The 16,929-nt window shown below is 47.2% G+C and carries 13 protein-coding genes; 5 read left to right on the forward strand and 8 right to left on the reverse strand.

Annotation, left to right across the window (positions count from 1 at the left end; all coding sequences use genetic code 11):
* The first annotated feature begins 92 nt into the window (after window positions 1–92).
* Window positions 93–1,301, forward strand: a complete 1,209-nt coding sequence (locus G9U52_RS05695) for an MFS transporter (RefSeq protein WP_166147161.1) — start codon at window positions 93–95, stop codon at window positions 1,299–1,301.
* Between the two features lie 114 nt (window positions 1,302–1,415).
* Here the strand turns inward: G9U52_RS05695 and G9U52_RS05700 are convergent, their stop codons facing one another.
* The 4 genes from G9U52_RS05700 to nikR form a co-directional block, all read right to left on the reverse strand.
* Window positions 1,416–3,197 carry a putative bifunctional diguanylate cyclase/phosphodiesterase gene (locus G9U52_RS05700; protein ID WP_166147164.1) on the reverse strand — a complete coding sequence of 594 codons (1,782 nt, stop codon included), beginning with the start codon at window positions 3,195–3,197 and terminating at the stop codon, window positions 1,416–1,418.
* A 180-nt stretch (window positions 3,198–3,377) separates the two neighbouring features.
* On the reverse strand, window positions 3,378–5,057 hold the full coding sequence (locus G9U52_RS05705; RefSeq protein WP_166147166.1) for a copper resistance CopC/CopD family protein: 1,680 nt from the start codon (window positions 5,055–5,057) through the stop codon (window positions 3,378–3,380).
* Between the two features lie 30 nt (window positions 5,058–5,087).
* Complete coding sequence (locus G9U52_RS05710; protein ID WP_166147169.1) at window positions 5,088–5,492, reverse strand: DUF2203 domain-containing protein; 405 nt, start codon at window positions 5,490–5,492, stop codon at window positions 5,088–5,090.
* Window positions 5,493–5,518: 26 nt separating this feature from the next.
* Complete coding sequence (nikR, locus tag G9U52_RS05715) at window positions 5,519–6,034, reverse strand: nickel-responsive transcriptional regulator NikR (protein ID WP_166147171.1); 516 nt, start codon at window positions 6,032–6,034, stop codon at window positions 5,519–5,521.
* 606 nt (window positions 6,035–6,640) lie between these two features.
* On the opposite strand from nikR, the gene G9U52_RS05720 reads away from it, so the two are divergent.
* The 3 genes from G9U52_RS05720 (at window position 6,641) to G9U52_RS05730 (ending at window position 12,095) form a co-directional block, all read left to right on the forward strand.
* The gene (locus G9U52_RS05720) at window positions 6,641–8,866 is read left to right on the forward strand and encodes a ribonucleoside-diphosphate reductase subunit alpha (protein WP_166147173.1); all 2,226 of its coding nucleotides are present in this window, start codon (window positions 6,641–6,643) and stop codon (window positions 8,864–8,866) included.
* A 455-nt stretch (window positions 8,867–9,321) separates the two neighbouring features.
* Window positions 9,322–10,359 (forward strand): ribonucleotide-diphosphate reductase subunit beta, encoded by a 1,038-nt coding sequence (locus G9U52_RS05725; protein WP_166147176.1) that lies wholly within the window; start codon window positions 9,322–9,324, stop codon window positions 10,357–10,359.
* Between the two features lie 212 nt (window positions 10,360–10,571).
* Window positions 10,572–12,095, forward strand: a complete 1,524-nt coding sequence (locus G9U52_RS05730; protein WP_166147178.1) for an amidase family protein — start codon at window positions 10,572–10,574, stop codon at window positions 12,093–12,095.
* Between the two features lie 235 nt (window positions 12,096–12,330).
* On the opposite strand, the gene G9U52_RS05735 is transcribed toward G9U52_RS05730, so the two are convergent.
* The 3 genes from G9U52_RS05735 to G9U52_RS05745 all read right to left on the reverse strand — a co-directional run bounded on the left by G9U52_RS05735 (window position 12,331) and on the right by G9U52_RS05745 (window position 15,802).
* Window positions 12,331–13,512, reverse strand: a complete 1,182-nt coding sequence (locus G9U52_RS05735) for an ROK family protein (RefSeq protein WP_166147181.1) — start codon at window positions 13,510–13,512, stop codon at window positions 12,331–12,333.
* Window positions 13,513–13,639: 127 nt separating this feature from the next.
* Window positions 13,640–15,376, reverse strand: coding sequence for a diguanylate cyclase (locus tag G9U52_RS05740; RefSeq protein ID WP_243767161.1), 1,737 nt, complete (start codon window positions 15,374–15,376; stop codon window positions 13,640–13,642).
* A gap of 51 nt (window positions 15,377–15,427) precedes the next feature.
* The gene (locus G9U52_RS05745; RefSeq protein WP_166147183.1) at window positions 15,428–15,802 is read right to left on the reverse strand and encodes a response regulator; all 375 of its coding nucleotides are present in this window, start codon (window positions 15,800–15,802) and stop codon (window positions 15,428–15,430) included.
* A gap of 213 nt (window positions 15,803–16,015) precedes the next feature.
* On the opposite strand from G9U52_RS05745, the gene G9U52_RS05750 reads away from it, so the two are divergent.
* Entirely contained in the window at window positions 16,016–16,399 is a 384-nt protein-coding gene (locus tag G9U52_RS05750; RefSeq protein ID WP_166147185.1) for a hypothetical protein, read from the forward strand.
* A gap of 42 nt (window positions 16,400–16,441) precedes the next feature.
* Here G9U52_RS05750 and G9U52_RS05755 read toward each other — a convergent pair whose 3' ends face one another.
* On the reverse strand, window positions 16,442–16,729 hold the full coding sequence (locus G9U52_RS05755; protein WP_166147187.1) for a CD3324 family protein: 288 nt from the start codon (window positions 16,727–16,729) through the stop codon (window positions 16,442–16,444).
* Window positions 16,730–16,929 lie beyond the last annotated feature (200 nt).

A 16,929-nucleotide genomic window follows, 5' to 3' on the forward strand; every position in this document is an offset into this window, starting at 1 on the left:
TAAATTGATGTCGTATCGCGGTATGCTAATCCGTGAACATATTGACGGGGCTTTCTTGCCTCTGCCGCCCTGTACGAAAGGTCTTGAAGCAGATGAAAGTATCGACCCGTATTTATTTGGATGCCGGATTGCAAAATATGAAAAGTGTTTTCTTCTTTACTTTCCTTGGTGTGTTGATCGCCCGCTTAGGGGCAACCAATTTCCAAATCTCTTTATCGAATTCACTTCCGCCTCTGTTTTGTGCGCTCTCGCTGGCTTTTCTGACGCGGCAGCTCCCAGTAACCAGGGGCGTTTTTCTGATGAGCGGTTATGTTAGGCAAGGAGCCTTTTTATGCATGGCCTTCTCGGTTCTGCTGCCGAACCCGATCCCTTACCTGATGTTTTTCTGGTCGATCAATGCTGTTTCCGTGATGATCAGCAGCGCCCAGCAGCCGGCTATTTTGCGAAAATGGGTTGCCCCCCATGAGTTCCCGCGCATATTCAGCAACAATAAAATTATCGGCATCGTTATTGTCACTATAGGCAGCTTTACGCTGGGACATTTTCTCGATATTTTCAATTGGATGTTCCCTAAAAACTATGTCATCTCCATGCTGGTGGGCTGCTTTGCGACCTTCGCGGGAATGTCGTTGATTGCTGAGCTGGCTCCCCGGGAAAAAAAGAAATTGAAGTTTACCAAGGTACGGCCCTTTCAGGAATGCGACCGGAAAACCTGGTGGATTGGGCTTAATAATACCGGTATTGCGATGGTAGGGCCTCTATTCGTTATTTATCATGTTAATGTATTAAAGCTAACCAATGCACAAATCGCTTATTTCGTGGTGACCGCTGGTATTTTATCCACACTGCTGCTTCCTGTCGCACGCCGCCTGATGGAGCGCTACGGCATCCTGAAGGTGTATGGGGTGGCTGTTATTGGGATGGCGCTTGCCATCATCCCCTATGGATTTATCCAGTCGTTTTGGCTGCTGCTGGTCATTCAGGGCTGGGTAGGCATGTGCCTCGCTGTCCATGAGGTATCGTCACAGACGATGATGATGAACGAAGCCTCGCGGCACCATAAAGAGATGGCCTACTTCTCCGACTTCCAATTGGTAATGAATCTCGGCAACGGGGTTGGCGCATTGCTTGCTGGGTTACTGATCGCCTTTCTGCCGATCTGGGGCTGCTTTATCATTATTGCGATCACACGGATTCTGTTCTTCCTGACTTACCGTGCAGAGCACCATGCCGATCCTCAGGAGCAGCTTATGCTGCCGATGGTCACGGGCGGCAAGCTTAAGGATGCCGCGAAGCTGTGAAATGTGAGCTATGAGCTGTGAGCATCCTATATCGCATAGCCGACGCCCTTCTACTAACTCGAAATACCCCTCCAGACCCACTTCGTGGTCTGGAGGGGTATTAATGGTATCGGGCTAAACAGCCGACGCCGATTCGGATGTCGAATTCGTCTCCGCAGCAGACGGCAGCAGCTCTAGCAGCTTGATTAGGTCATGAGACGGCACCGGACGGCTGAAAATATAGCCTTGGATCTCCTTGCACTGTAGATCCATCAGGAACTCCAGCTGCTCCTGTGTTTCTACGCCTTCGGCAATGACACCCAGCTTTAAGCTATGCGCCATCGCAATAATGGCTTGGACAATAGCCGCATCATCCGGGTCAAAGGTGAGGTCACGCACAAATTCCTGAGCAATTTTTAGCTTATGTATCGGAAATTTTTTCAAATACGTCAAGGATGAATAACCGGTTCCGAAATCATCAATTGAGATTTGCACACCATGGTTGCGCAGCGTTTGCAGCTTGATAATCACCTGCTCCACATGGTACATCGCGATACCTTCAGTAATCTCAAGCTCCAGGTATTGCGGATCCAAGCCGCTTTCCTTCAACGCATCCAGTACAATATCCACAAAGCTGCTTTGATGGAACTGGATGGGCGAAATATTGACAGCCACCTTCACAGGCGCATACCCTGCCTGCTGCCAAGCCATATTCTGCATGCACGCTGTACGCAGCACCCACTCGCCAATGCTAATAATAAGCCCAGTTTCTTCAGCTAGAGGAATGAAGTCGCCTGGTGGGATTAAACCTAGATTCGGATGGTTCCAGCGCAGCAATGCCTCCATTCCGGTTATCCGGCTCTTGCCCACCTCAATCTGGGGCTGGTAATGCAAAAGAAATTGCTGCTCCTCTAACGCCCGGTTCAGCCATTCTTCCATAATCAAGGTTTGAATCACCTTGTCATTCATTTCCGCGGTGTAACGTTGAAACCCCGTTTTGCCGTTCTCCTTCACGCGGTACATCGCCGTATCGGCATTTTTCATCAATGTAACAGGGTCACCCCCATCGTCCGGATAGATGGCGATGCCGATGCTGCAGCCGATCCGCAGCTCGTGGCCCTGGATCTTGAACGGCTGCGTTAGCTGCAGGAGCAGCTTCTGTGCTATCGTCTGGGCATGCTCCGCATTCGCCATATCCTCGATCAGCACACAAAATTCATCGGCGCCGGGTCGGGAAATCCAGTCGACCGCTCGAAGGCTGCCGCGAAGGCGCTCGGCTGCTTCAATTAGCAGCAGGTCACCAAAGGTATGGCCGAAGGTATCATTCACGTTTTTGAAACGCACCAGGTCGATGAACAGCACCGCCATCATTTGCTCCTTTTCCTTGTGGTGGTGGATGGCATTTTCTACGTGCTCCTCGAACATTTTACGGTTCGGCAGGCCTGTCAGCATATCGTGGTAAGCCAGGAAAACTAGCTTAGCTTCCGTTCGTTCACAATGCCGAATATCAATCAGTGAAATATAAAGCGCTGGCAGCATAAACAGCAGCAAACCTGCAACATCATATAAGGTTCCAATCGGTTGGTCCGCATAAGGAGTGAAGCTTCGAACCCCTTCCTCCAAAAGCTCTACGGCAACAAACAGCATCAACAATATAGGAAATAAATAACCGGCTGTGAATTTTCTTCGCGTAGCGATGAGGAACGCCGTTGGAACCAGCACAAACAGGAGAAGCCCTGTCGTGATTACGTCCAGCGGATCCAAATTCACGCCCAACAGCAGCCTGGACATTACAATAATAACCTTCGTTCCTGCCATAACTAGCCATAAGCGAAGCAACGAAGCATGGCTCAGCCAACGGCTACCGCCTTTAATTCGCTCTCTGGATAGCTCGGATAGATACTTTGGATCGTCCATTTATGTCCTCAACTTCCTATAATGGAATTTATGATTAATTCTATTCTGTACTTTCCTATTTTACCCGGTTCGAGCGAATTCGACAAGACAAATATAGACCAAAAGACCCACAACCATCAATCGATGGTTATAGGCCTTTATAATTATTTTATATAAAATTAATAAAATCTTAATTATCCGTTAAAAAAGCCTGATTTGCTTCTCGTACACAGTTTCATCATCATTGCTATTCATGGCACGCACTTCAATTTTCCAGTATCCCGGATAGGGCAGATAAGCGCCTCGCGACTTATAGGTATACTTTTTCATCCCATACGATTCTTCCATCATACTGGTATCCTCCGTAATTTCAAGCGGAACATCAAGCGGTGCCATATCGGGTGCCGTCATATCGCTCATTTTTAACAGAACCTGCTTGGGCTTGCCCAGCTCCTCGGGAAGCCATATTTTCACAGTAAAATCATTAACACCCGGAATATTGGGTGTAATTTGCGCTGACATATGGATCTTCTCTCCCATCACATGCCAATTCAATGGTGCATTGGCCGGAAGCGGTGTTAGATAAGTAAAAACTCCAACAATACCGATGATCAAACCTGCCAGAACGGCATCGATTCGCAGTAAAGTGCCTATTCCAGACCCTGCACGCCGGCGTTGATTGAAGCGTAACAAAGCGCCCGTAACAATAACTAGCAGCACAAGTGTACTTTTGGCCAGAAGCAGCTTGCCCCAATTGGTTTCGAGGATGTATCCTACATTCGGCAGGAAAATAAACACCGACAGCACACCGGACACCACAAGCACAGCAAGGGTGGCTAATGCCATTCCTGATACACGCGGGAATAAAGTGGCCGCTTCCTCCTTATTATGGCGCCATAGCACCAACAGCAGCAGCAAACCGCCAATCCACAGCGCTGCGGCAGCCAAATGGACCACATCGAGCACAATAGTTGGTACCTTAGGTTCAAATGCCGCGGCGTGGCCGTTTAAGCTTTTGGTAAACCAAATCATAACCACCCATACGAGGTCCAGCCATAAACTGCGGTAAAGCAGCACAAACCCAAGCAGGGAAAACACTAAGGATGCCATCCACACATACCCGATATTCGTGTGGGTAAACAGCATCGCCAGAGCCTCAGAGCCACCGTCACCAATCATCGCGAACAAATGGGTAAACATCATAAAAATAAAGGCCACAATAAAGCCTCTTTGCAGCAGTACCGTCCATCCTTTCAGCATCGAAGTCGTGCTTGCTTGTTGGATGCGGCTGAACCGCAACCACAACACCCATCCTGTAAAAGCAAGCATAAACGCATAGTAGGCTATTCTGGAAATGAAATGGACAATATCCGTAAATCCCAGTCCAGTTGATAACCCTTCCGTATGTAAATGCTCACTTTCCATCGTCTCGTCTATCGGAATATTTGTCAGGCTTTGCCCAATTGCAAACAAATAGGTGCCTTTTAAAGGATGCCCGTCCGCAGAAACCACCTGGTAAGTAACCAAGTAACTGCCATGCCCAAGCTGGGGCAAATCCAATGTAATTTGAGTGCGCTCCTTATTAATTTGCGCTTTATTGGCAGTCATCTGCTTTTTATCCATGTCTAACACTTTTATCGATAACAAGCCTTCTTCAAGACGTTCATTAAAGGTTAGCTTAATTTGTGCGGGCGCTTGCTCCAATTCAGCATTGGCAGGAGGTATACTTTCTACCAAGCTGGCATGAGCCCACACGCCCTGGGGCGTTGCCAGTAAAACAAGCATAAGCACCATGCTGAGCAAGATAAGCTTTAGCCCTTGATGCCGTTGATGCTCTCTAGCTTGTCTTGCCAAGTGAAGCAGTGATCCACCACTATCCATGATATTAAATCCTCCTCGTGCTTGTAACCGCTACTCCTCAGCAAGCTTTTTGCGGCCTGAGAAGCCTTCATCCACACCGTGATAATGCGTAATGCTTTCTTCCCCTTGCCTCCAGCAAAGCAAAATATGCTGCCCATCCAGCATCGCTGGAAAATCGACAAGCCCACTGTCAATATCTTTTAGTTGTACACCTTTTAACTCGAAGCTTTTTACAAGGGTGTTGCCCTCAAGCTGCAAAAAATCCATCTCGCATTCCAGCGTAAAAAAAGGGTCGCGCCCCTCAGGAGGTTGATGCTTACGAAAATAGGCTTTCAACAGCTGTAATTCATCATATTTCGTTCGATATTTCTGTTTGATGCCCTGGAGCTTCTCAATATCCAGCTTTACTGACGGAATTAATGCATTGGCCTCATTTACGGTGAAAAAAGGTTTCATGTGCGCAGCCTCCATCTATTTATATATTACAAGTTACTAGAGCTTGAGTGGTTATGCTGAGGGCCGCCGTTTGCATCATGCTCATGCTGGTGCCCATGTGGATGGATATGTCCGCCATGCCCTTGCTCATCCACATGCGTCACAGACAGCTCGGCATAGCTTACACCCTTTAATACCTGGATACGTTGCTGTAGCTCGCGGAGCCGTCCTACAGCGCCTCTGACAACAATTACCTCTAGACACTGGTATTGATTCAGATGGGTATGCAAGGTTGAATTGATTTCTTCATGGTAGTGGTGCTGCAGCTCGGTCAGAACAATCGGCAGATCACTGATATGATGGTCGTATACCATCACAATCGTCCCTGCAGCCATCTGGTCAGTCTGGATATGGCCTGGAGCCAGCAGCGCCCTGCGCACCAAATCACGAATGGCCTCGGAGCGGTTGTCATACCCCTGATTGACCAGCATAGCATCGAACTGCTCAATCAACGATTGCGGCATCGAAATACCGAAACGAACCAGCGCTTCCTTCTCGTTCATTCTCTTTCTCCCCCTTACCTACGTTCACATTTCACGCTTTTACCTTCTTGCTTTAATGTAGCATATTCATAAGGGACAAACCAATTTTTCACCTTACTGTCATAACTTATAACGCAGAAAAAAGGCATCTGGATGAACACCATCTGCATGCAATAGGTACATAATGAATAAATCTAAATCCGACATGAAGGATTAGGCCTATACAAAACTATTTTTTGGGTAGCAGTCTGGCTCCTCGCCCGTGGCTAACTCGCGTTTTTATCCGTAAACGGTCGATTATGGCGAAATACGTCGATTTTATAGATAATCAAGGCCATTCCGTGGACGGCTCGCCTTAAATTAAGAGATTGACACAACACCATATATTGAGGTAAATTCATTTTACGGCTTTAAATTCGACTAGATCTTGTGTAAACGGCTATCACATAAGAGAGATTTTGTCAATGCAGCCGCTGACTGGCATGTTCCTGTTTCGACGATGGGGCAACATGCTTTTTCATTGTCTACAAGCCGCTAACCCTCAATAGCAAGACGGCTTCCCTATTTTATGCTTTCCGATATTCGAGCATGTATTTTATTTATGTTTACAAAGGAGTAGATTACGAAGTGATTATTGTCAAAAGAGATGGCACGAAAGAAGAGCTAGTATTTTCCAAAATGAAAAAGGTTATTGATTTCGCCAGTGAAACCTACCCGGAATGTGATCCGCTGGAGCTGGAGACCGCATTATTGCCTTTATTCCGCAATGGTATTACTACCCAAGAAATTCAACGCCTCCTGATTCAGGTAGCTGTGGAAAAAACAAGCGTTGAACAGCCGACCTGGCAATATGTTGCCGCGAAGCTGTTAGCGTATGATCTATATAAAGAAGCCCGCCTGAACCGTAAGTATGGACATTTTGGCTATGGCGATTTATATTCGCTTGTGACTTATTTATCCGATATCGGCCTATACGGCAGTTACATATTAGAGCATTACACACGTGAGGAAATTCAGGAGCTGGGCCTCTATATCAAGCCTGAACGCGACTACTTATTGAACTATATCGGCCTTAAAACCTTGGCTGACCGTTACCTCATCAAGGGTTTGGATAAAGAAATTCTGGAGCTGCCACAGGAGCTGTTCATGGGTGTAGCGATGCACCTTGCGATGAAGGAAGCGGACAAGCTGGCTTGGGCCAAGCAGTTCTACGACGTTTTAAGCAAGCTGGAAATGACGGTAGCCACACCAACACTCGCCAATGCACGCAAACCGCTGCACCAGCTATCCAGCTGCTTTATCGATACGGTGCCGGACAACCTTTGGGGCATTTACAATGTGGACCAAAGCTTTGCACAGGTTTCCAAGCATGGCGGCGGTATGGGCATTTATGTGGGTAAAGTGCGTAGCAAGGGCTCCAATATCCGCGGGTACAAAGGCGTTGCAGGCGGCGTTATTCCTTGGATCAAAAACTATAACAATACGGCGATTGCGGTTGACCAATTAGGCGTTCGCTCCGGTGCTGTTGCGGTTTATCTTGACGTATGGCACAAGGATGTCCTGGATTTCTTGAACCTGAAAACCAACAATGGCGATGATCGGATGAAAGCCCATGATATTTTCCCAGGCGTGTGCATCCCCGATTTGTTTATGAAAACCGTACAAAACCGTGGTACCTGGTACTTGTTCGATCCCCATGAGGTTCGCAAAATCAAAGGCTACTCGCTTGAAGATAGCTGGGGCGATGAATGGGAACGCCGCTATAACGAATGCGTCCTAGACGACAAGATTTCCAAGGACGAAATCCCGGCAATCGACATCATGAAGCGGATAATGACAAGTGCATTCGAAACAGGCACACCATTCCTGTTTTTCCGTGACACGGTGAACCGTGCCAATCCGAACAAGCATGCCGGCATGATCTACTGCTCCAACCTCTGCACCGAAATATGCCAAAACATGAGTCCAACCGAGCTGCTGCAAACCGAGCATGAGGATGGCATCATTACCAATAGAGTCAAAAGCGGCGACTTCGTCGTATGCAACCTGTCCTCCCTGAACCTGGGCCGTGCGTATACGAAGGAAGATATTGAACGTGTCGTTACTACCCAAATGCGGATGATGGACAATGTCATCGACTTGAATTACTACCCGATCCCGCAAGCGGAAATTACGAACAAGAAATACCGTGCTGTCGGCCTCGGCTCCAGCGGCTACCACCAAATGCTTGCACAGCTTAAGATCCAATGGGAATCCGACGAGCATGTCACCAAAGCAGACGAGGTTTACGAATGGATGAACTATTATGCGATCAAGGCTTCGATGGAAATCGCCAAAGAAAAAGGCGCCTTCAGAGCTTTCGAAGGCAGCGAATGGCAAACCGGCGCTTACTTCGACTCCCGCGGCTACACCAGCCCTGAATGGCTGGAGCTAAAGGCTCAGGTCGCTGAGAATGGCGTGCGCAACGGCTGGATGTTCGCTATCGCACCAACCGCATCCACTTCCTTGATTGCCGGCTCCACAGCAGGTATTGATCCGATCTTCAACAAATTTTTCGTTGAAGAAAAGAAAAACGCGGTCATCCCACAAACGGCGCCTAATCTTAACGCCGAAACGATGTGGTATTATAAGGAAGCCCACCTCATCGACCAACGCTGGAGTATCAAGGCTGCCGGCATTCGCCAGCGCCATATCGACCAGGCGCAGTCGTTCAATCTCTATATCACTCCTGAGCTATCCGCGAAGGAATTCCTCGAGCTGTACATGGCTGCGTGGGAAAACGGGCTCAAGACCGTTTATTATGTCCGCAACAAAAGCCTTGAAGTGGAAGATTGCGTCAGCTGCTCCGCTTAAGCGCCAGCCTTCATAAGCAGCCATGCTTCGGTAAATACTAGTATGGCTGGCTGGGTTATCCCTTGCAGCAGCGAAGCGATCTGCATATCTGTTGACCTTCAGCTTTCATGCAGCAGCGAAGCGATCTGCATATCTGTAAAGTTTTAGTTACTTGAACTTTGTGCTCTTGACCTGCACCAACCGTAAAGCGTGTCTAGCGGATCGATAGCATTGCAACTGCAATGCTATCGATCCGCTAGACGGACGCGAGGCTACACCGCTCCATCAACAACATCATCATCGCACCAAAGTTAAGCGTGTGGCCCGTAAGGATGGCATCCGGCCAGAGCCGGTGCCATCCTTACGGGCCACGAACGCGAGCCAAACCAACAGAACAGTAACTCCCAAGCAAAGGGGGTCCAGGGGGCATAGCCCCTTGGGGTCCCCCTTGCAGGGGGATTTAGGGGGCAGTCTCCATGGACTTGAAAAAGAAAAAACTATTCAACGAGCACGGTGACCGCGACTGGGGCAAACGCCGCATGATTGGCGGGAATACCACTAACCTGATCGAGCTCAACAATGTGAAATATGACTGGGCCACCAAAATGTACCGCAACATGATGAACAACTTTTGGATCCCCGAGGAAATTCCTTTGGCTCAGGATGCCAAGGACTACAAATTCCTTACGCCACATGAGCGCCAAGGTTATGATAAAATCATCAGCTTCCTGATTTTTCTGGACTCGCTGCAAACGTCCAACTTGCCGAACATTAATGAATATATTACCGCACCCGAGGTGAACCTTTGCCTGACCGTGCAAACGTTCCAAGAGGCTGTACACAGCCAAAGCTATTCGTATATTCTAGACAGCGTCTGCTCGGCTGAGGTACGTGACGATATTTATAATCAATGGCGCGAAGACAAGCATTTACTGCGCCGCAACCGTTTTATCACCGACCTATACGAGAAATTTATCGAGGATTCTTCAACGGAAAACCTGCTGCGTGCGATCATGGCCAATTATATCCTTGAAGGCATATATTTCTATAGCGGCTTCAGCTTCTTCTATTCCTTGGGACGCCAAGGCAAAATGCTGGGTACAGTTTCCGAAATCAAATATATCCAGCGTGACGAGCTAACCCACTTGGCATTGTTCCAAAATATATTCCGTGAAATCCGCAAGGAAAATCCGGAATTGTTCACGGAGCAGTTGATCGATGATTTACGCCAAATGATGAGAACCGCCGTTGAGCATGAAATTGAATGGGGCCAATATATTACCAATGATATGATGAATGGCCTGAGCAATGAAATCATCGACCAATATATCAAATATTTATCCAATGAGCGCTTAAAAATGCTCGGTCTGGAAATATTGTACCCGGAGGTTGTTGAGCACCCAATGAAATGGGTAGAAAACTTCAGCAACATGAACAGTATGAAAACCGACTTTTTTGAGCAAAAGGTAACCAACTACAGCAAATCCTCCAGCTTGAACTGGGATGATTTATAAAATTACAATTTTACAGCTTTATTTGTAACCTTGTAGGCTCCAGCTACTCAATATGACCCCTATAGGAAGACCCGTTTAGCCCTGTGAACTCCACAGGCCGAGCGGGTCTTTTTTTGGCTATAGCCAGATTATAATCAAACTCTCCATGTCTTTAGCAAAGAGGGTATGTTAAGTTAAAGATATCGAACTACCATAAATAGGGAGTTGCTCCAATGACAAATAAACCGCAAGCATGGATTATAGAAGCGGATATCACCAAGCTACAGGCCGCTATGGAATCAGGATCGATATGCTCAGCGGATATCGTTCAGGCCTATCTAGAGCGAATCCATCAATATGATTCCACCATCAATTCGTTATTGGAAATTAATCCAGAAGCGATTACAATCGCGAAAGCATTAGATCAAGAGCGCAAGGAGCAAGGAAGCCGTGGAAGGCTGCATGGCATTCCTATCTTATTGAAGGATAATATCGATACACAGGATAAGCTGCATACTAGCGCTGGCTCTATAGCCTTAGCTAGCTCTTTTGCAGCAGCAGACGCCTTCGTAGCGGCCAAGCTGCGTACGGCAGGTGCCGTTATCCTCGGTAAAACGAATATGACGGAATGGTCGAACTTTATGTCAAGCCAAATGCCGGCAGGATATAGCTCACGGGGTGGCCTTGTACTCAATCCCTACGGTCCCGGGGAGCTGTTCATTAGCGGGTCTAGCTCTGGGTCTGCCGCAGCCGTAGCTGCCAATCTGGGAACAGCAGCTCTCGGAACGGAAACAGCAGGATCGATTGTAGGTCCTGCAAGCCAAAATTGCCTGGTGGGGATTAAACCAACGGTTGGATTAATTAGCCGCTCTGGCATTATCCCCATTTCCAGCAGCCAGGACACCCCTGGACCTTTAGCCAGAACGGTTACGGATGCGGCTATTATTTTGGGAGCATTAACTGGAGTCGATGCCAAGGATACAGCCACCTTGGAAAGCGGCAATCATTCCTATACAGACTACACGCCATTTTTGGATGCAAGCTTTTTACAACATGCACGAATAGGCATCCCAAGGCATTATTATAAGCATTTGGATGAAGGTAGACTTGCCATTATGGAGGCTGCCATCACAACACTACGCGATGCAGGCGCCACAATTATGGATCCTGTAGTTCTACACGTCGAAGAAAATAACTGGAACAATGATGCCATTACTTACGAATTTAAAAAAGGACTCAATCAATACTTAGCCCAATTGGCCAGTTCTGCTCCGATTCATTCGTTGCAGCAATTGATTGACTTTAACAACAGCCATGCGGAGATTGCTTTGAAATATGGGCAGGACACCCTGATGAACTCGGAAGAAAACAAACTGACGGAAGCAGCTTATTTGAAAAAGAAGCATGCATACATGCAATTATCCCTGACACAAGGGATCGATTATGTATTGGATACTCATAGCTTAGACGCGTTAATGCTGCCTGGAGATGTCGATGGGATGTATATTGCCGCACGGTTGGGCTATCCTCTGGTAGCCGTTCCCGCAGGATATTCATCAGTAGGCACAGTTGACTCGGATGGCGACCCTACATGCGGTCCCTTTGGGGCCGTGTTCTCAGGCAGAGCATTTAGCGAGCCTTTGCTAATCAAAATCGCTTATGGTTTTGAGCAAGCGACCCACCACCGCTTTCCGCCTCAATTAAAAAACCAGCACGACATTCATGGCCAGGCTGGCTTGACTACCTGGAAATCCTAAGGCGGGCACATAAGCCCTGATTGATCCAGAATCGCCTGTTCGCTAAGCCCTCGGACACAGGAGCCGCTATTAGGCAGAAATATCTATAGGAAGCCTAATCCTGCAAATAGCGGTTTCTGCGTCCGCCAAATCTCCCCAAGGCGGGCAGAATCGACTTTAAGGCTTAAGGATTTTCGGCGCAAAGAACCTCCTACAGCGGACTACTTACTCCAACTCTGTAGAAGCGCCTTGCTGCTCACTCAATGGATTGGAAGGAATCCATGCCTTCCTCCCAGCTCTGGATCACACTGGCAGCAGCTCCGATGCAGCTTGCCAAAGGGAAAAGCTTCGAGCGGACCAAGGTGACTTGGTCGCTTGTGATCCACAAGCACCGTGACTTAAGCTCCTCCTCGATAAACGGGAACATATAAGCGGACGCCTGCATCAACGGTCCATCACAAATAATCAGCTTCGGATTGAGCAGGTTGACCACATAGCTTAAGGCTTGACCAATATATCTGCCGGCCTGCTCGAACTCAGCCGCCACCTGCGGATTACCTGAAGCCAGCTCAGCGAACACCCAATCCAATGAGATGGCTTTTTCAGCAATACGGCCCATTCGCGTTAGAAGGGCTGGAATGCTGACCAAGGCTTCCAAGCAACCTCGGTTTCCGCAGCCACATAAAGGTCCCTCTGGGTCTATGATCATATGTCCCAATTCGCCAGCGGCGTTGGATTCGCCACGAAAGATGGTTTCGTGGATAATAATTCCGCTGCTTACACCATTGCCAAAATAAGCATAGACGAAATGGGCTAAGCCTTGCCCTGAGCCATGCCATAATTCACCAAGTGAGGCCAGTTTCACACTGTTGTCTAATTGGATGCTGATGTCAATTTTGTTCTGGAGCATAGACAGGATCGGGACATCATGCCAGCCCAAATGGCTGGACCTGATCACTTTACTGCCACCAGCTCCCATCAAACCCGGGATACCCAAACATATCCCGATGCAATGGGCAGGCGAATATTGGGCTGCCAACCGGTTAATGCCTACCAAGAGCGCAGCGACTACCTGTTCGGGCGTAGACGATGCCAAGGCAACCGAAAAGGAATCCAGCGGGTTGGCGTACAAGTCGGTAACTACCCAATGCATGACGGTCGAAGTTAATTGGACACCGATTGCCCATTTACTCTGCGCATTGAAGCGGATAATAACCGGCTTACGACCCGCAGTATTCGTCTCCTGAAGACCAAATTCCTGCACAAAGCCTGCCGCCACCAGCTCATCCACAATCGAATTCACCGTATTCTTATTCAACTGCAGCTGTTTGGCCACCCCTACCCTTGAAGTGCTCCGTTCATGTTTGATTTGCTTATATACCAATTTCCGATTAATATCTTTAGCCAGGGTTGGCCCCCGCCCTTTTGATTTTGCCATGGGGTCACCCCTCCCTTTTACAAAATGTCACAGCCTTCATCATAACAGGGAAGTTGCAGGGTGTACAAAAACTGCAACGAAAATAAGCACCTGTCTCTTCATTTAAGAGACAAAGTGCTTATTAGGATTATGTCAGCTCGAGCTGCTGCTTAACTTTAACTTCAAGCTCCACCATCGAAAATGGCTTATGCATATAAGTATCGACCCCTAATTGGAGCCCTCGGGTCAAGTCTTCCTCCCGGCTGCGACCAGACAGCATCAGGATGCGAAGGCTCTCCGGCTTGGAGGATTCCTCCTTCATTCTTTCTAGCATTTCGAAGCCGTCCAGCTTTGGCATCAATCCATCTAAGATGCACAAGTCCACCGGCTGTTTTGTTAAGATCGCATAAGCATCCTCTCCGTCAACAGCCTCCAAAAAGTCGACCGGCAGATGCTGCAGCTTCGATATAAGAATTGAACGAAGAATTCGATCATCATCAGCAATGAGGATAGTTTTGCGTCGTTCCTTTAACGGAACCAGCTCAGGAGCCACAACCGCAGACATGCCCTTGCTATAGAGCAGGACACCATTCCTGCCTTTTTGTTTGGCTGCATACATCGCATCATCCGAGTATTTAATCCATTCCTCTACGGTCATTTCCTTGGACCACTCACAAACACCCGCCGAAAACGTAATATGAAAAGGCTGTCCTTCATTCTGGGCGACAGGGCCGACACGTGCGTGTTCAAGCACGGATTCAATCCATCGTACCGCTTCCGGTCCTGAGGTTCCAGGAAGTACAATAACAAACTCTTCGCCGCCGAAGCGGGCCAGCATATCCGTTGTCCGCAAATGGTTTTGCAGCAAATGTGCCAAGCCTTGCAGTACTAAATCGCCAATGTGGTGTCCATAGGTATCATTAATCGATTTGAAGCGATCGATATCGATAAATACCAAGGACATCGATGCCGGATACCGCGCGACACGTTGCAGCTCCACTTGGATCTGGTGGTCAAAAAATCGTCGGTTATATACACCAGTCAAAGGATCTCGAAAAGCCATTTGCTCGAAGTCTTTGGTTCTTTTCAGCAGGCTATATATACGAGCACTTAGCTCTTCATATTGGAAGGGCTTGGTAATAAAATCATCGGCACCCAAATAAAAGCAACGCACCTTATCATGGATATGGCTGCGACCGGAAAGCACGACTAACGGCACCCACTTTAATGTAGGATCTTCCTTAACGAATTCAAAAAGCTCATAGCCCGATTGGGGGTGCATCATCAAATCTAATAAAATCAAATCGTATGTATATTCCCGAAGTAGCTTTTGGGCGTTTGGTACATCGTTTGCTTCATCGACTTCATATCCTTCAATCTTAAAGCGTCGAACCAAATACGAGCGTAAAACCTCGTCGTCATCGATAACAAGCAGCCTGCTGCCTAAAGCGATTGCAGGAGCATGCTTCACGATCTGCTCTTGCTGCTCGTCCAGGTCATACTCTTGCTCATAGATATCAAGCTCCATAGACAGCTGCTGCATCAAGGTGGAGCTGCCCATAAGCGCTGTTTGAAATTCGCCTTTAATCGAAATATCTTTGGGGACTGTTTGTTCTTTGTCTTGGGCCCATTCCCAGAGACGAACCAGCTTTTCAGCAATCGTTCCAATCCGGATGAAGCCAAACATAGGAGCACTGCCCTTTAAGGTATGCACAAGCCGGTATAATCGAAGAGCAGTATCCAGAGTAGTTTGGTCTTCCTCCATAGAGCTTAGTTCAGCAAGCTGTTCAAGCTGCGTTCGAAGGACCACCATATATTTTCTTCGGCCTTCCTTCATCAATCGTTCTTCTCTACGTATGCGTTCCTCTGGTGTAGTTTGCCGCAAGACCTTTCACATCCAGTCATTATCTTAATAAATACCAAATTTCTTTGGCCATTAGCTTTCAATTAATTGTTGCACCGTATCCACAAGCTGCAGTGGGCTAAACGGCTTTACGATATAAGTGCTGACGCCCGCAGCCTTTGCCCGTTCACGATCCTTATCCAGTGCCTTGGCTGTTAACAAAATAACGGGAGCCCCTTGATTCGGGTTGTCATTGTTACGCAACCACTCGCATACTTCCACACCCGTAAACTCAGGCATCATATAATCCAGAATAATTAAGTCATACGTATTGACTTTAATATAATCCAATGCTTCCTTGCCATCTTCAGCTTCAGTAATATTGTACCCTTCATCCGCCAAAGTTTCTGTTAATAAAAACCGTAGCGCCACTTCATCATCAGCCATTAAAATGTTATACTTGGACATTCGGGTATTCTCCTTGGTTTCAAACATACGATAAAAATCATTATACCATTTTTTTATATGACTATGTTAAAAACATAAGATAAACTTCTTTTTGTATATAGGCAAAAATAACTATTTTTATGTCGTAAGAACTATGATATTATTAGAAACAGCTTCATTCTAATATATACTTTATTTTCGATAGATCATTAGAACTAGTAAAGGAGACGTAAAATGGATAAAATTAACCAAATTATTAAAAAAGTTTCAACCTGTGTAACCTTTGGACAACCCGTTTCGTCCGGCTCTGTGATGAGCCAGCGCCTGTCCGATCCTCGTATGCCCATAATGGCCTATTATATGTCTATGAAAATGATTGAAGAAGCTGAGCATTATTACCATGAGGCTTGGTTAAAAAAGGAAGGATTATTTGCTATAACCGAGGCTTGGTACAAAGATTCCAACGTATCCCGCAAATTATTGAAGGATAATCTGACCTTCGAGCAACTAAAGGAAGAGTTTGGCGAAGAAGAATCCAATGCAGTGGTTCTCCGTATGACAGAGATTATTAAAAAGTCAGAGCGGGAAGACTGGCGCCCCACTTCCAAAAGGGCTTAGCAGCAGTAGACGCTGAAGCCCTGAGATATTTCGTTTACCCAGCTAATGCTGGCCAGCAGCAACACTGCGGGTCTTGACGATAATTTTACGAATACTATCCTCAGACAAATGATAGGTTTGAATCAATTCTGGAACGGTTGAACCGTTCTCATACAATCTATATATTTCGAAATTACGCCGCTGAATGGTTTGGCGTGTGCCATTGTTCTCGCCCCAGCCTGCGCGCGTTTGTTCTTTTTTCGGTATATAGATAATCTCGCCCTGTATATAGTCCTGCAGTTGCTTGAGCAGGCTAGCGGGAAGAAAATCCCTTCCGTTTTTGTACCCCATCGATGAAATCCTCCTTCCGTGCTTTAATTGCAAGCGCCGCCGAGAAAGAGATAAGCATTTTCATCTTCACACCTCCTAAAAGTTTTCATAGAAAACTCATTTCGCAAATTTATACCTAGTTGATGTATATCTTGCTGTGCAAGCATCTACCGAATTTTCACAGAAAAATGACTTCGTAGGTGTCTGCCGCGTTTTTTTTT

Source organism: Paenibacillus agricola (assembly GCF_011440305.1).
GTDB classification, from domain to species: domain Bacteria; phylum Bacillota; class Bacilli; order Paenibacillales; family NBRC-103111; genus Paenibacillus_S; species Paenibacillus_S agricola.